Below are 15225 nucleotides of genomic sequence, written 5' to 3'. Positions count from 1 at the left end.
CTCAACGCGGCGTGACAAAAAGGCCTCCTTCGGGAGGTCTTTTTTTTGCCTGAAACCATCAAAACTGTGGGAGCTGGCTTGCCTGCGATAGCGGTGGTTCAGTCAGTCGTGATGTGACAGATACACCGATATCGCAGGCAAGCCAGCTCCTACAGTTTGATTGGTGCGTCCAGGAAATAGTTGATCGCTGAACAGAATGCCGGGATTCGCACTATATTGGTGCGATAGGTTGCACCCATGCCCGCCGGCCAGCCCATTTTGGGTCGATATCTCCCGAGCAAGCTGGCAGAGCGCCATAGTTTCGCGCCTAAAGCCCCTATTTCAGGGCTTTTACGCTTCTTTTCGGAGCCTTGGTTTGGTTTTTGCATTTTCCTGGTATCAGCGTGAGCCTCAAGCCCACGCCTTGCTCCAAAAGAGGTCCTAATGACCATCAGCGACGCACTGCACCGCTTGCTACTCGACAACCTGACCACCGCGACCATCCTGCTCAATGCCGAACTGCGCCTTGAGTACATGAACCCCGCGGCGGAGATGCTCCTGGCCATCAGCGGCCAGCGCAGCCATGGGCAATTTATCAGCGAGCTGTTCACCGAGTCCGCCGAGGCCTTGAGTTCCTTGCGCCAGGCCGTGGAGCAGGCCCACCCGTTCACCAAGCGCGAAGCGATGCTCACGGCCCTCACCGGCCAGACCCTGACCGTCGACTACGCGGTAACACCGATCCTGAGCCACGGCGCCACCTTGCTGCTGCTGGAGGTGCATCCCCGCGATCGCCTGCTGCGCATCACCAAGGAAGAGGCGCAGTTGTCCAAGCAGGAAACCAGCAAGATGCTGGTACGCGGCCTGGCCCATGAGATCAAGAACCCCCTGGGCGGGATTCGCGGCGCCGCACAGTTGTTGGCCCGCGAGCTGCCGGATGAGCACCTCAAGGACTACACCAACGTCATCATCGAGGAAGCCGACCGCCTGCGCAACCTGGTGGACCGCATGCTGGGTTCCAACAAACTGCCGTCGCTGGCGATGACCAACGTGCATGAGGTGCTGGAGCGCGTCTGCCAGTTGGTGGAGGCCGAAAGCCAGGGCTGCATCACCCTGGTGCGCGACTATGACCCGAGCATCCCCGACGTATTGATCGACCGCGAGCAGATGATCCAGGCGGTGCTCAATATCGTGCGCAACGCCATGCAGGCCATCAGCAGCCAGAACGAGCTGCGCCTGGGCCGTATCAGCCTGCGCACCCGCGCCTTGCGCCAGTTCACCATTGGCCACGTACGCCATCGCCTGGTGACCAAGGTCGAGATCATCGACAACGGCCCGGGTATCCCGGCCGAACTGCAAGAAACCATTTTCTTCCCGATGGTCAGCGGCCGCCCGGACGGTACCGGGCTGGGCCTGGCCATTACCCAGAACATCATCAGCCAGCACCAGGGCCTGATCGAATGTGAAAGCCATCCCGGCCACACGACCTTTTCGATCTTTCTGCCACTGGAACAAGGAGCCCCATCGACATGAGCCGTAGTGAAACTGTCTGGATCGTCGATGACGACCGTTCCATCCGCTGGGTCCTGGAGAAAGCCTTGCAACAGGAAGGCATGACCACCCAGAGCTTCGACAGCGCCGACGGGGTGATGAGCCGCCTGGCGCGCCAGCAGCCCGATGTGATCATCTCCGACATCCGCATGCCCGGCGCCAGCGGCCTGGACTTGCTGGCGCGGATCCGCGAGCAGCACCCGCGCTTGCCGGTGATCATCATGACCGCGCACTCGGACCTGGACAGCGCTGTCGCGTCCTATCAAGGCGGCGCCTTCGAGTACCTGCCCAAGCCGTTCGACGTCGATGAGGCGGTGGCGCTGGTCAAGCGCGCCAACCAGCACGCCCAGGAGCAGCAAGGCCAGGCCGTGGAACCGACCCTGACGCGCACCCCGGAAATCATCGGTGAAGCGCCGGCGATGCAGGAAGTGTTTCGCGCCATCGGGCGCTTGAGCCATTCCAACATCACCGTGCTGATCAACGGTGAGTCCGGCACCGGTAAAGAGCTGGTCGCCCATGCCCTGCACCGCCACAGCCCACGGGCCGCCTCGCCGTTCATCGCGCTGAACATGGCGGCGATCCCCAAGGACTTGATGGAATCGGAGCTGTTCGGCCATGAGAAAGGCGCGTTTACCGGCGCCGCCAACCTGCGTCGCGGCCGGTTTGAACAGGCCGACGGCGGCACCCTGTTTCTCGATGAAATCGGCGATATGCCGGCCGACACCCAGACCCGACTGTTGCGGGTGCTGGCCGACGGTGAGTTCTATCGTGTCGGCGGCCATACGCCGGTCAAGGTCGATGTGCGGATCATCGCCGCGACCCACCAGAACCTGGAAACCCTGGTGCACGCCGGCAAGTTCCGCGAGGACTTGTTCCACCGCCTCAACGTGATCCGCATCCACATCCCGCGGATGTCGGACCGCCGCGAAGACATCCCGACCCTGGCCCGCCACTTCCTCAGCCGCGCCGCCCAGGAACTGGCGGTAGAGCCCAAGCTGCTGAAGACGGAAACCGAGGAATACCTGAAAAACCTGCCGTGGCCGGGCAACGTGCGCCAGCTGGAGAATACCTGCCGCTGGATCACGGTGATGGCGTCCGGGCGCGAAGTGCATATCAGCGACCTGCCGCCGGAGCTGTTGAGCCTGCCGCAGGATTCAGCGCCCGTAACCAACTGGGAACAAGCCCTGCGCCAATGGGCCGACCAGGCCTTGGCTCGCGGCCAGTCGAGCCTGCTGGACAGCGCCGTGCCGACCTTTGAGCGGATCATGATCGAGACGGCCCTCAAGCACACCGCTGGCCGCCGGCGTGACGCCGCCGTGCTGCTGGGCTGGGGTCGTAACACCTTGACCCGCAAGATCAAGGAATTGGGGATGAAGGTGGATGGCGGGGATGATGATGAGGGTGAAGAGGGCTGAACACAGCCCTCCAGCACACGGATGACCTAATGTGGATGAGGGCTTGTGTGGGAGCTGGCTTGTGTGGGAGCTGGCTTGCCTGCGATTGCATCACCTCGGTATCTCTGAAAGACCGAGGTGCCCGCATCGCAGGCAAGCCAGCTCCCACATTTGTTTGGTGTGCACCGCTTCAACGCACCATGAACCGCTATCGCGCACGAACTCCAGGCCGCTTTCAAAAAACTCTGAACCCTGAAAACGCCAAAGCCCCGTAATCCGGGGCTTTGCGCTTTATAAAAGAATTTTCCTAGACAAATTCACCATTCTGGCACGCCCCCTGCAATACCTCTGGTACTACCCAGTTTCGGGGACCTTGGTACAGGCAGGCCGAGAATCCCCTCTTTAATTCGAGCTTCAAACCGTTTTGGGAGCCCTGGTACAGGCAGGCCGGGAACTCCCTCTTTTATTGCTCCAGGAGATGGATCTCCAATCGCCAGCGGTCATCGACCGCCTTGCCCGACCATTCCCCGCGCAGCGGCCGTGCCGCCACCAGGTTCAACAGCAAGCCGCCATCGGTCTTGCGCACCCGCCAGTTCACATCCTTGTCATTGACCTTCAATTGCCCCGCCTGCGCATGGCCATGGGCGTCGAACAGCAGCGCCACGGTGCCGTCGATATGCTCGCCGTGCAACTTCGGTTCGTGGTTGAACCACACCACCAGCCCATCGGTGGCGGGCTCGACCTGCAGCAAGGCCGTCGGGTCCGGGGTGGTCAGGCGACCGATCATCAAGCCCACCATCAGACCGACAATCGCCAGCGAACCCAGGACTCTGGGCAATAGCTGCGGCCTGGGGTCGTCTTCAGGGGTAGAATGCGCTGCATCTTTATCTTCGGAGCCGTGCATGTTTCACGTCATCCTTTTTCAACCAGAAATTCCGCCGAACACCGGCAACGTTATCAGGCTGTGCGCCAACAGTGGCTGCCACCTGCATTTGATCGAGCCGCTGGGCTTCGAGATGGACGACAAGCGCCTGCGTCGCGCCGGCCTGGACTATCACGAATACGCCACCCTGCAGCGTCACGCCGACCTCGCCAGTTGCCTGGAAAGCCTGGGCCATCCACGGCTGTTTGCGTTCACCACCAAAGGTTCGCGGCCGTTTCATGATGCCAGCTTTGCCGAGGGTGATGCCTTCCTGTTCGGCCCGGAAAGCCGTGGCCTGCCGGCAGACGTACTCGACGCCCTGCCCGATGGCCAGCGCTTGCGTTTGCCGATGCGTGAAGGCTGCCGCAGCCTGAACCTGTCCAACACCGTGGCCGTCGCCGTCTACGAAGGCTGGCGCCAGCTCGGTTTCAAATAGCCCCCAAAACCAAATGTGGGAGCGGGCGTGTGTGGGAGCCGGGCTTGCCCCCGATGCAGGCACCTCGGTGTGTCAGTGACACAGAGGTGATGCTATCGCTGGCAAGCCAGCTCCCACACACGCCCGCTCCCACATTTAGAGCGGCGTCGGGTTCAGCTTACTGAACCGTCGGCGCGCCTTCCTGTTGCATGCGCTGCAGCTCTTGCGCATACAGGGCATCGAAGTTCACCGGGGCCAGCATCAGCGCCGGGAACGAGCCACGGGTGACCAGGCTGTCCAGGGTCTCGCGGGCATACGGGAACAGGATGTTCGGGCAGAACGCACCCAGGGTGTGGCTCATGGACGCATCGTCCAGGCCCTGGATCAGGAAGATACCGGCCTGTTGCACTTCAGCGATGAAGGCCACTTCTTCACCGTTCTTCACGGTGACCGACAGGGTCAGCACGACTTCGTGGAAGTCGCCTTCCAGTTGCTTTTGACGGGTGTTCAGGTCCAGGCCGACGCTTGGAGTCCACTCCTGGCGGAAGATCGCCGGGCTTTTAGGGGCCTCGAACGACAAGTCACGCACGTAGATGCGCTGCAGGGAAAACTGTGGGCCTTGAGCCTCTTCTGCTGCCGCTTCGGTGTTCGGTTGGTCAGTCATCTCGCAGATCCTTCTTGATCTTGGGGTCTTTTAGGGTTTTGGAGTCAGACGTGAAGCAGCGCATCCAGTTTACCGGCGCGCTCCAGGGCGAACAGGTCGTCGCATCCACCGATATGCTGGGTACCGATCCAGATTTGCGGCACAGAGTTGCGCCCCGCCTTCTGGGCCATCTCGGCACGTACCTGGGGCTTGCCATCGACCTTGATCTCGTCGAAGGCAACCTTTTTGCTCTGGAGCAAATGCTTGGCTCGCGTGCAATAGGGGCAATAATCGCTGGAATAAACGACAACCTGGCTCATATCACTTCACCAACGGCAGGTTATCGGCGCGCCAGCTGGAGATACCACCCGACAGCTTGGCGGCGGTGAAACCGCTCTTCATCATTTCGCGGGCATGGCCACCGGAGTGCTGGCCCTGGGCGTCGACCAGGATAATGGTCTTGGCCTTGTGCTTTTCCAGTTCGGCGATGCGGGCGATCAGCTTGTCCTGGGGAATATTCAGCGCGCCAACGATATGGCCGGCGGCAAAGTCCTTGGCCGGACGGATGTCGACGACAACGGCCTGGTCCTTGTTGACCAGCGCGGTCAGCTCGGCGGTGCTGAGGCTACGGCCGCCACGGCTCACTTCATGAGCAATCAGCAGCGCCAGCAGTACGACGAAGGCACCGACCAGCAGATAGTGAGAGGTAGCAAATGCAATCAGGTGATCAACCATCAAGGAGGTTCCAGGGCGTTAAAATGGCGGTAAGTATACACAGCCGCCATGGGGGGCCAACCCCCGTAAAGCGGTGACGGCATCGGAACTTCGCTTTAAACTGCCACTCCCTTTTCAATCGCCTTCCTTTAATACCGCCGCGAGAGGATCTATGACTACCACGCCTAAACCTTTGGTCCTGATGATTCTCGATGGCTTCGGTCACAGTGAAAACCACCACGACAACGCCGTATTCGCGGCGAACAAGCCCGTGCTGGACCGCCTCTGCGCCAGCGTACCCAATGGCCTGATCTCCGGATCGGGCATGGACGTCGGCCTGCCGGACGGCCAGATGGGCAACTCTGAAGTCGGCCATATGAATCTTGGCGCCGGACGAGTGGTATATCAGGACTTCACTCGCGTGACCAAAGCCATCCGCGATGGCGAGTTCTTCGAGAACCCGACCATCTGCGCCGCAGTGGATAAAGCCGTCGCCGCCGGCAAAGCCGTGCATTTCATGGGCCTGCTGTCTGACGGTGGCGTGCACAGCCACCAGGACCACCTGGTGGCCATGGCCGAACTGGCCTACAAGCGTGGCGCCGAGAAGATCTACCTGCACGCCTTCCTCGATGGCCGCGACACCCCGCCCAAAAGCGCGCAATCGTCCATCGAGCTGCTGGACGCCGCCTTCGCCGCCCTCGGCAAGGGCCGCATCGCCAGCCTGGTCGGCCGCTATTTCGCCATGGACCGCGACAACCGCTGGGATCGCGTGTCCCAGGCCTACAACCTGATCGTCGACGGCAACGCCCAATTCAACGCGGCTACCGCCCAGCAAGGCCTGGAAGCGGCCTACGCTCGCGGCGAGAGCGATGAGTTCGTCAAGGCCACCACCATTGGCGAGCCTGTGAAGGTCGAAGATGGCGACGCCGTGGTGTTCATGAACTTCCGCGCCGACCGTGCCCGCGAACTGAGCCATGTGTTCGTCGATGACGGTTTCAAAGACTTCGAGCGGGCGCGCCAGCCGAAAGTCGAGTTCGTGATGCTGACCCAATACGCCGCCAACATCCCGGCCCCGTCAGCTTTCGCGCCGGGCAGCCTGGAAAACGTGCTGGGTGATTACCTCGCCAAAAACGGCAAGACCCAACTGCGCATTGCCGAAACCGAGAAATACGCTCACGTCACCTTCTTCTTCTCCGGCGGTCGCGAAGAACCTTTCCCCGGCGAAGAGCGCATCCTGATCCCGTCGCCCAAAGTCGCCACCTACGACCTGCAGCCCGAGATGAGCGCGCCGGAAGTCACCGACAAGATCGTCGACGCCATCGAACACCAGCGCTATGACGTGATCGTGGTCAACTACGCCAACGGCGACATGGTCGGCCACAGCGGCAACCTGCAAGCGGCGGTCAAGGCCGTGGAATGCCTGGACTTATGCGTGGGCCGTATCGTCGACGCTCTGGAGAAGGTCGGAGGCGAAGCGCTGATCACCGCCGACCATGGCAACTGCGAGCAGATGTCCGACGAATCCACCGGCCAGGCCCATACCGCCCACACCACCGAGCCGGTGCCGTTCATTTATGTCGGCAAGCGCGACTTCAAGGTGCGCGAAGGCGGCGTGCTGGCAGACGTGGCGCCGACCATGCTCATGCTGATGGGGCTCGAGAAGCCTGTCGAAATGACCGGCACCTCGATCCTGGTCTAATTTTCAAACCCACCACCAAACAATGTGGGAGCGGGCTTGCCCGCGATAGCGGCGGATCAGTCGACATTTCCATGGCTGACACAACGCAATCGCGGGCAAGCCCGCTCCCACATGGATAGGTGGCGTTTTTGAAGATGGCTTTTAGCCACACCGCGCCACTGGGCGCCTAACTTGCCCGCCAGCCCGAATTGGACGTTTTTTTTGCCGCGTGGGCCGGGCATACTAGGCCGTCCCTTTCCCTGGTGTCGCCCGCCTCTATGCTTCGCGCCTTGATTACCCTCGCTCTTGTCTGCGTGCTCCAACCGGCTATGGCCGACGAGCGTGCGCAAACCCAACAACAGTTGGACGCTACGCGTCAGGACATTACCGAGCTGAAGAAACTGCTCGGCAAGCTCCAGGAAGAAAAATCCGGGGTGCAGAAAGACCTGCGCGGCACGGAAACCGAAATGGGCAAGCTGGAGAAGCAGGTCCAGGAGCTGCAAAAAGAACTAAAGAAGAGCGAGTCGGAACTGGAGCGGCTCGACGGTGAGAAAAAAAAACTCCAGAGCGCGCGCGTTGAACAGCAACGCCTGATCGCAATCCAGGCCCGTGCCGCCTACCAGAACGGCCGCCAGGAATACCTCAAGCTGCTGCTCAACCAGCAGAACCCGGAAAAATTCGCCCGCACCCTCACCTACTACGACTACCTGAGCACCGCGCGCCTGGAGCAACTCAAGAGCTTCAACGAGACCCTGCGCCAATTGGCCAATGTCGAGCAGGAAATCGCCGACCAACAAAGCCAACTTCTGGCCCAGAAAAGCAGCCTCGACAGCCAGCGCGACGAGCTGGACAAGGTGCGCAAAGAACGCCAGCAGGCCCTCGCCAAGCTCAACAGCGACGTAAAAGCCCGGGATGCCAAGCTGCAGGCGCGTCAGCAAGACCAGGCCGACCTGGCCAAAGTACTGAAAACCATCGAGGAAACCCTGGCTCGCCAGGCCCGCGAGGCCGAAGAAGCGCGACAAAAAGCGCTGATCGCCCAGCAGGAAGCAGAAAAAAAGCGCCAGCGTGACGCCGCGGCGCTCGCCACCGACGCCCCGCGCAAACCGGCGCGTGCAGCGCCTGGCCCACTGGTTTCCAGCGCCGGCGAATCGTTTGGCGGGCCTTTTGCTACTGCCCGAGGCAAACTTCCATGGCCAGTTGATGGTCGACTACTGGCACGCTTTGGTGAAACCCGTGGCGATGACACCCGCACCAAGTGGGACGGCGTGATGATCAGCGCCTCTGCGGGCAGCCAGGTACACGCCGTCCACGGTGGGCGCGTGGTGTTCGCCGATTGGCTGCGCGGCGCTGGTTTGCTGGTGATTCTTGACCACGGCAATGGCTATTTGAGCTTATATGGCCACAATCAAACGTTGCTCAAGGCCGCAGGTGATGTTGTAAAAGCCGGTGAATCCATCTCCACTGTCGGTAACAGTGGCGGCCAGGACACCCCGGCGCTGTACTTCGCTATTCGTCAGCAGGGCCGCCCAAGCGACCCTGCACAATGGTGTCGCGCCCAAGGATAGGGCCGCATCTACATTAGGAGTTCGTTCGACATGCTGCATTTGTCCCGCCTCACTTCGCTGGCCCTGACGATCGCCCTGGTGATCGGCGCGCCTATGGCATTCGCCGACCAGACCGCCCCGTCAGCCACGGCCGCGACCACCAAGGCGCCGCTGCCGCTGGACGAATTGCGCACCTTTGCCGAGGTCATGGACCGGATCAAGGCAGCCTATGTCGAACCCGTGGACGACAAGACCCTGCTGGAAAACGCCATCAAAGGCATGCTCAGCAACCTCGACCCGCACTCTGCCTACCTGGGCCCGGAAGATTTCGCCGAGCTGCAGGAAAGCACCAGCGGCGAATTCGGCGGCCTCGGCATAGAAGTGGGCGCCGAAGACGGCATCATCAAGGTGGTGTCGCCCATCGACGATACCCCGGCGTCCAAGGCCGGCATCCAGGCTGGCGACCTGATCGTCAAGATCAACGGCCAGCCGACCCGCGGCCAGACCATGACCGAAGCCGTCGACAAGATGCGCGGCAAGGTCGGTCAGAAAATCACCCTGACCCTGGTGCGCGACGGTGGCAACCCGTTTGACGTGACCCTGACCCGCGCCACCATCGTGGTCAAGAGCGTGAAGAGCCAGTTGCTGGAGTCGGGCTACGGCTACATCCGCATCACCCAATTCCAGGTCAAGACCGGCGACGAAGTGGCCAAGGCCCTGGCCAAGCTGCGCAAAGACAACGGCAAGAAGCTCAACGGCATCGTCCTCGACCTGCGCAACAACCCCGGCGGCGTGCTGCAATCGGCGGTGGAAGTGGTCGACCATTTCATCACCAAGGGCCTGATCGTCTACACCAAGGGCCGCATCGCCAACTCCGAACTGCGCTTCTCGGCCACCGGCAAGGACCTCAGCGAAAACGTCCCGCTGGCGGTGCTGATCAACGGCGGCAGCGCCTCGGCCTCGGAAATCGTCGCCGGCGCCCTGCAAGACCAGAAACGCGGGGTGCTGATGGGCACCACCAGCTTTGGCAAGGGTTCGGTGCAAACCGTGCTGCCGCTGAACAACGAGCGTGCGCTGAAGATCACCACGGCGTTGTACTACACGCCTAATGGTCGCTCGATCCAGGCCCAGGGCATCGTGCCGGATATCGAGGTTCGCCGGGCCAAGATCACCAACGAGAGCGAAAACGAGTACTTCAAGGAAGCTGACCTGCAAGGTCACCTGGGCAATGGCAATGGCGGTGCCGACCAGCCAACCGGCAGCGGCACGAAAGCCAAGCCGATGCCACAGGACGATGATTACCAACTGGCCCAGGCGTTGAGCCTACTCAAGGGCCTGAGCATTACGCGCAGCCGTTGATATGCGTGTTGCCCTGATCATCGCCCTGCTCTGCAGCCTGGCAGGAGTCGCCCATGCGGCCCCTGCCCAGAAGCCCCACAAAGCCTACCTGACCCTGATCATCGACGACCTTGGGCAGAACCTGCCCCGGGATCGTCGCGTGCTGGCCCTGCCCGGCCCGGTGACGGCGGCGATCATGCCCGACACCCCCCACGCCGCCGAATTCGCGCGCGAGGCCCATCGCGCCGGCAAGATCGTGATCCTGCATATGCCCATGGACCCGGCCACCGGCCCGTTCGCCTGGCACCCCGAGTTGCCTGTCGAAGAACTGGGCAAGCGTTTGGATGCGGCGTTCAACGCCGTGCCCTACACCGCCGGCCTCAACAACCATATGGGCAGCCGCATGACCGCGCAGCCTGCGGCCATGACCTGGCTGATGGGTGAATTGCAACGTCGCCACAAGTTTTTCGTCGACAGCCGCACCAGCGCGCAGACCGTGGCCGCCGCCGAGGCACAAAAAATCGGCCTGGCTCATGTCTCGCGGGATGTTTTCCTTGATGACGAACGCACCGAAGCCGCTATCACCACGCAGTTGCAGACCGCTATCAAGCTGGCCCACAAACAGGGCTCGGCCGTGATGATCGGCCATCCTTATCCACAGACCCTGGCGGTACTGGAGCGCGAGTTGCCCAAGCTCAAGGCCCAGGGCATCGAGTGGATTGATATCAAGTTGATGATCAGCGTGCGCAGCAACCAGGCCATGGCCGGACATGGCAAAAATGGCACCTACCTTCCTGCGTCTAGATAACTATCACTTTAAGTATGCTCAGTCCTGCCGCCAGCGGCAGTCACGGGCGAAGCCTACTTTGCGCCTGGAACCTTTATCAGCCATGCCAGCCTTGATAAGCCCTCAGAACAGACCAAAGTCTATTCATTGCGGGTAAAAATTCCTTTTGAGGAAAAGGCGCTTACCCCGTCGTCGCCTGTGCTGCCCAGCAATCTACAACCGACATCACGTTCATCAACGGCGACAAAGTGCACTGGAGTGAGTACCCCCAGACAGAGCCAGAAATGTCCTGCCCGCCGGCTCCCCCCACTAGAGATACCGCCCCATGATCTCGCTCACCACGCCCTCTTCACGCAGCTGATCCAGCGCGGCTTGCAGTTTGGCGACGGTTTCGTCCGAAACGTTTTTGTTCAGGGCCAGGTACAACTGGGCACTGTTGAACCGCAGCACGGTCTTGAGCCCGGTTATCCCGACTTGCCGCGCCAGGTAGCGGCCGGCGGGATCGCCGGTGGCCCAGAGGTCGATCTGGCCATCCAGCAGTTTTTGCGCATTGTCCTGGTCGCGGAGCACGACCTGCGGTGTGAGGCCTTGTTTTTCCAGGCTCAGGGCAATCGCGTCACCTTTGTAGGCACCCACCTTGTAGCGCCGGGCCTGCTCAAGGTCGGTCAACTGGATGTTGCTGTCGGCGTTGGCCAGCAGCACCCAATCGTCCGGGCCGATGGGGCCGACCCACTTGAACAGGGCTTCGCGGTCCGGCAGGCGCGCCATGACGAATACCCCGTAGCCAGGTTGCTCCAGGGCGAGTTTATAGATCCGCTCCCAGGGGAAACGCAGCGTAAGGCTGTAGGAAACGCCAGCGCGCTTGAAGGTTTCGCGCACGATGTCCACGGCGATGCCTTCGATGTTCTCGTCCTTGGCGAAGTTCTTGCCGTTTTTCGCCATGTTGTAGGGCGGAAAGTTCTCCGTCAGCAGCACCAGAGAATCAGCAGAGGGCTCGGCAGCATTGGCCGAGCCTGCCAAAAGAATGGAAGAGCTGGCGAGGGCAAGAAGCAGGTCTTTGAGCATGTAGAATTACCGGAATCCATGGCAGGCCCCAGAGTGCCGCGAGCCTGTCATGGTGTCCAGTGGCGTTTAGCGTACGACGATGCCGCGCGCCGCCATGTAGGCCTTGGCCTCGGGCACGGTGTATTCGCCAAAGTGGAAAATACTCGCCGCCAGCACCGCACTGGCGTGGCCTTCGATGACGCCGTCGGCCAGGTGTTGCAGGTTGCCCACACCACCGGAAGCAATCACCGGGATGCCCAGCGCATCACTGATGGCGCGGGTCACGCCCAGGTCGAAGCCGTTTTTCATGCCGTCCTGGTCCATGCTGGTCAGCAGGATTTCACCGGCGCCCAGGCCTTCCATCTTCATTGCCCACTGCACCGCATCCAGGCCGGTAGGCTTGCGCCCGCCATGGGTGAAGATCTCCCAGCGCGGAGGTTCACCCGGCCCGGAGACTTTCTTGGCGTCGATGGCGACCACGATGCATTGCGAACCGAAATGCTGCGCGGCTTCGCCGACAAATTCCGGATTGAACACCGCGGCAGTGTTGATCGAGACCTTGTCCGCACCGGCGTTGAGCAGGTTGCGGATGTCTTGCACGGTGCGTACGCCACCGCCCACGGTCAGCGGGATAAACACCTGGCTGGCCATGCGCTCGACGGTATGCAGCGTGGTATCGCGGCCATCGACGCTGGCGGTGATGTCGAGAAAGGTAATTTCGTCGGCACCCTGCTCATCGTAGCGACGGGCAATTTCCACCGGGTCGCCGGCGTCACGGATGTTCTCGAACTTGACGCCCTTGACCACCCGACCGTTGTCGACGTCCAGGCAAGGGATGATGCGTTTGGCCAGCGCCATGGTCAGTCCTCAGCCGTTGTAGGCATCGCAGTAGGCCTGGGCCTCGGCGACGTCCAGGGTGCCTTCATAGATCGCACGGCCGGTGATCGCGCCGATGATCCCAGGAGCCTTGGCGTCCAGCAGCGACTTGATGTCGCCCAGGTTGTGGATACCACCGGAGGCGATTACCGGGATCTTGGTGGCGGCCGCCAGCGCAGCGGTGAACGGTACGTTGCAGCCCTGCATCATGCCGTCTTTGGCAATGTCGGTGTAAACGATGGCGGACACGCCGTCTGCCTCGAACTGCTTGGCCAGGTCGATCACCTGAATGGTGCTGATCTCGGCCCAGCCGTCGGTGGCGACGAAGCCATCCTTGGCGTCCAGGCCCACGATGACCTTGCCCGGGAATGCACGGCAGGCCTCGGCGACGAAGGCCGGGTCTTTCACGGCCTTGGTGCCGATGATCACGTAGCTCACGCCCGCCTTGACGTAGTGCTCGATGGTTTCCAGGGAGCGGATACCGCCACCGATCTGGATCGGCAGGTTCGGGTAGCGCTTGGCGATGGCAGTAACCACTTCGCCATTGACCGGCTGGCCTTCGAAGGCGCCGTTCAAGTCCACCAGATGCAGACGGCGGCAGCCACCCTCCACCCACTTGGCAGCCATGCTGACCGGGTCATCGGAAAACACCGTGGAATCTTCCATGCGGCCCTGGCGCAGACGTACGCAAGCGCCGTCCTTGAGATCGATAGCGGGGATAATCAGCATCTGGCAAACCTTATTCGATATTCAGCATTGCTCGAAGAATCAGGGTTTTTCGAGCGCCCACAAGTCGCTTTCGATGCTTTCGAACCTTTCTTTAAGGTGCGTCTGCACATCGAAAATCGCCCTGTTGTAATAGTGCGGAGCAATTTCAGTGGTGAACAGTTCGAGGATCTCAGCCACCTCGAACGACCCGAGCCTGAGCTCGAAGCGGTCTTCCATGAAACGCTTGATCTTGTCGGTCGCCTCACTCTCCTGCTGGGGAGTGAGATTGAGGATCGGCGGCTTGATCTTCTTGGCCATTACCAACGCCCGTCCCAGGCGGCGAAGTTCTGCAGCAACTGCAGGCCATGGGTATGGCTCTTCTCCGGGTGGAACTGCACGGCGAAGCGCGAGCCTTCGGCCAGCGCAGCGGCGAAATCGACGCCATAGTGCCCGCCACCCACCACCTGGCGCGGATTACCGGCGGCGATGTAGTAGCTGTGCACGAAGTAGAAACGCGCCATGTCCGGGATGTCATGCCACAGCGGGTGGTCGACGGTGCGGCGCACTTCGTTCCAGCCCATGTGCGGGACTTTCAGGTGTTCGCCGTCTTCATGCAGGTCCTTGCCGAAGAACTTCACATCCCCCGGGAACAAGCCGATGCAGTCGACGCCGCCGTTTTCTTCACTGCGCTCGAGCAAGGCTTGCATGCCCACGCAGATCCCGAGGAACGGCCGGTCCTGGCTGACTTCGCGCACCAGGCTGTCAAAGCCCAGGCGACGGATTTCAGCCATGCAATCGCGAATCGCACCTACACCGGGAAACACCACCCGGTCGGCTTCGCGGATCACCTTGGCATCGCTGGTAATCAGCACCTTGCCGGCGCCTACGTGTTCGAGGGCCTTGGCCACCGAATGCAGGTTACCCATGCCGTAGTCGATAACCGCGACCGTCTGCATTACAGAACGCCCTTGGTCGAAGGCATTTGCCCGGCCATGCGGTCATCGAGCTCCACGGCCATGCGCAGGGCGCGGCCGAAAGCCTTGAACACGGTTTCGATCTGGTGGTGGGTGTTGGTGCCACGCAGGTTGTCGATGTGCAGGCTCACCAGGGCATGGTTGACGAAGCCCTGGAAGAACTCCTGGAACAGGTCCACGTCAAAGCCGCCTACGGTGGCGCGGGTATACGGCACGTGCATCTGCAGGCCTGGGCGGCCGGAGAAGTCGATGACCACACGCGACAGTGCCTCGTCCAGCGGGACATAGGCGTGGCCGTAACGACGGATGCCTTTTTTGTCGCCGATGGCCTTGGCAAACGCCTGGCCGAGGGTGATACCGACATCCTCCACGGTGTGGTGGTCGTCGATATGCAGGTCGCCCTTGCTGACGATATCCAGGTCGATCAGCCCATGACGGGCGATTTGATCCAGCATGTGCTCAAGAAAAGGGACACCGATATCAAATCGGGCCTTTCCGGTGCCATCCAGGTTGATCGAGGCTTTGATCTGGGTTTCCAGAGTGTCGCGCTCGACGGACGCCTTACGTTCGGCCATCACCAGCTCCGCAAAATCATTGGGCGAAAAAGGTGGCCATTATAGGGGGTGTGGGCGCTAAACAGAAACATCGGAGGGGATAAGAC

At 61.4% G+C, this 15225-nt stretch carries 17 protein-coding genes; 7 read left to right on the top strand and 10 right to left on the bottom strand.

What is annotated here, in order from left to right:
* The first annotated feature begins 423 nt into the window (after positions 1-423).
* On the top strand, positions 424-1509 hold the full coding sequence (gene glnL / locus GDV60_RS02480; RefSeq protein WP_029295914.1) for a nitrogen regulation protein NR(II): 1086 nt from the start codon (positions 424-426) through the stop codon (positions 1507-1509).
* Positions 1506-2942, top strand: coding sequence for a nitrogen regulation protein NR(I) (gene ntrC / locus GDV60_RS02475; protein ID WP_029295912.1), 1437 nt, complete (start codon positions 1506-1508; stop codon positions 2940-2942). The genes glnL and ntrC overlap by 4 nt, the downstream gene beginning before the upstream one ends.
* Before the next feature lie 442 nt (positions 2943-3384).
* Here ntrC and GDV60_RS02470 read toward each other — a convergent pair whose 3' ends face one another.
* Positions 3385-3825, bottom strand: a complete 441-nt coding sequence (locus GDV60_RS02470; RefSeq protein WP_159906168.1) for a hypothetical protein — start codon at positions 3823-3825, stop codon at positions 3385-3387.
* Here GDV60_RS02470 and GDV60_RS02465 point away from each other — a divergent pair.
* Positions 3824-4279 carry a tRNA (cytidine(34)-2'-O)-methyltransferase gene (locus GDV60_RS02465; protein ID WP_029295910.1) on the top strand — a complete coding sequence of 152 codons (456 nt, stop codon included), beginning with the start codon at positions 3824-3826 and terminating at the stop codon, positions 4277-4279. The genes GDV60_RS02470 and GDV60_RS02465 overlap by 2 nt on opposite strands.
* A 157-nt stretch (positions 4280-4436) precedes the next feature.
* On the opposite strand, the gene secB is transcribed toward GDV60_RS02465, so the two are convergent.
* The 3 genes from secB to GDV60_RS02450 are packed head-to-tail and all read right to left on the bottom strand — an operon-like array spanning position 4437 to position 5636.
* Entirely contained in the window at positions 4437-4922 is a 486-nt protein-coding gene (gene secB / locus GDV60_RS02460; protein ID WP_029295909.1) for a protein-export chaperone SecB, read from the bottom strand.
* A gap of 44 nt (positions 4923-4966) precedes the next feature.
* Positions 4967-5221, bottom strand: coding sequence for a glutaredoxin 3 (grxC, locus tag GDV60_RS02455; protein ID WP_092232813.1), 255 nt, complete (start codon positions 5219-5221; stop codon positions 4967-4969).
* 1 nt (position 5222) lies between these two features.
* Entirely contained in the window at positions 5223-5636 is a 414-nt protein-coding gene (locus GDV60_RS02450) for a rhodanese-like domain-containing protein (protein ID WP_029295907.1), read from the bottom strand.
* Between the two features lie 151 nt (positions 5637-5787).
* On the opposite strand from GDV60_RS02450, the gene gpmI reads away from it, so the two are divergent.
* From gpmI to GDV60_RS02430, 4 genes are all read left to right on the top strand, one after another.
* Positions 5788-7314, top strand: coding sequence for a 2,3-bisphosphoglycerate-independent phosphoglycerate mutase (gpmI, locus tag GDV60_RS02445; RefSeq protein ID WP_029295906.1), 1527 nt, complete (start codon positions 5788-5790; stop codon positions 7312-7314).
* 257 nt (positions 7315-7571) lie between these two features.
* Complete coding sequence (locus GDV60_RS02440; RefSeq protein ID WP_092232807.1) at positions 7572-8858, top strand: murein hydrolase activator EnvC; 1287 nt, start codon at positions 7572-7574, stop codon at positions 8856-8858.
* A 30-nt stretch (positions 8859-8888) separates the two neighbouring features.
* Positions 8889-10196 carry a S41 family peptidase gene (locus tag GDV60_RS02435; protein ID WP_029295904.1) on the top strand — a complete coding sequence of 436 codons (1308 nt, stop codon included), beginning with the start codon at positions 8889-8891 and terminating at the stop codon, positions 10194-10196.
* A 1-nt stretch (position 10197) separates the two neighbouring features.
* Positions 10198-10983: a divergent polysaccharide deacetylase family protein gene (locus tag GDV60_RS02430; protein WP_092232803.1), complete on the top strand. Its 786-nt coding sequence runs from the start codon at positions 10198-10200 to the stop codon at positions 10981-10983.
* A 288-nt stretch (positions 10984-11271) separates the two neighbouring features.
* Here GDV60_RS02430 and GDV60_RS02425 read toward each other — a convergent pair whose 3' ends face one another.
* The 6 genes from GDV60_RS02425 to hisB all read right to left on the bottom strand — a co-directional run bounded on the left by GDV60_RS02425 (position 11272) and on the right by hisB (position 15139).
* On the bottom strand, positions 11272-12027 hold the full coding sequence (locus GDV60_RS02425) for an ABC transporter substrate-binding protein (protein WP_159906166.1): 756 nt from the start codon (positions 12025-12027) through the stop codon (positions 11272-11274).
* Between the two features lie 66 nt (positions 12028-12093).
* Positions 12094-12864, bottom strand: coding sequence for an imidazole glycerol phosphate synthase subunit HisF (hisF, locus tag GDV60_RS02420; protein ID WP_029295900.1), 771 nt, complete (start codon positions 12862-12864; stop codon positions 12094-12096).
* Between the two features lie 9 nt (positions 12865-12873).
* Positions 12874-13611: a 1-(5-phosphoribosyl)-5-[(5-phosphoribosylamino)methylideneamino]imidazole-4-carboxamide isomerase gene (hisA, locus tag GDV60_RS02415; RefSeq protein WP_029295899.1), complete on the bottom strand. Its 738-nt coding sequence runs from the start codon at positions 13609-13611 to the stop codon at positions 12874-12876.
* 39 nt (positions 13612-13650) lie between these two features.
* Positions 13651-13908: a DUF2164 domain-containing protein gene (locus GDV60_RS02410; RefSeq protein WP_029295898.1), complete on the bottom strand. Its 258-nt coding sequence runs from the start codon at positions 13906-13908 to the stop codon at positions 13651-13653.
* Positions 13908-14546: an imidazole glycerol phosphate synthase subunit HisH gene (hisH, locus tag GDV60_RS02405; protein WP_159906164.1), complete on the bottom strand. Its 639-nt coding sequence runs from the start codon at positions 14544-14546 to the stop codon at positions 13908-13910. Before hisH ends, GDV60_RS02410 begins: the two co-directional genes overlap by 1 nt.
* Positions 14546-15139 carry an imidazoleglycerol-phosphate dehydratase HisB gene (gene hisB, locus GDV60_RS02400; RefSeq protein WP_003218037.1) on the bottom strand — a complete coding sequence of 198 codons (594 nt, stop codon included), beginning with the start codon at positions 15137-15139 and terminating at the stop codon, positions 14546-14548. The genes hisH and hisB overlap by 1 nt, the downstream gene beginning before the upstream one ends.
* Positions 15140-15225 lie beyond the last annotated feature (86 nt).

The organism is Pseudomonas sp. DTU12.1 (genome assembly GCF_009873475.1).
Taxonomy (GTDB): Bacteria; Pseudomonadota; Gammaproteobacteria; order Pseudomonadales; family Pseudomonadaceae; genus Aquipseudomonas; species Aquipseudomonas proteolytica.
The sequence above is the reverse complement of the archived record's forward strand: the minus strand, read 5'-3'. Positions and strand labels throughout refer to the sequence as shown.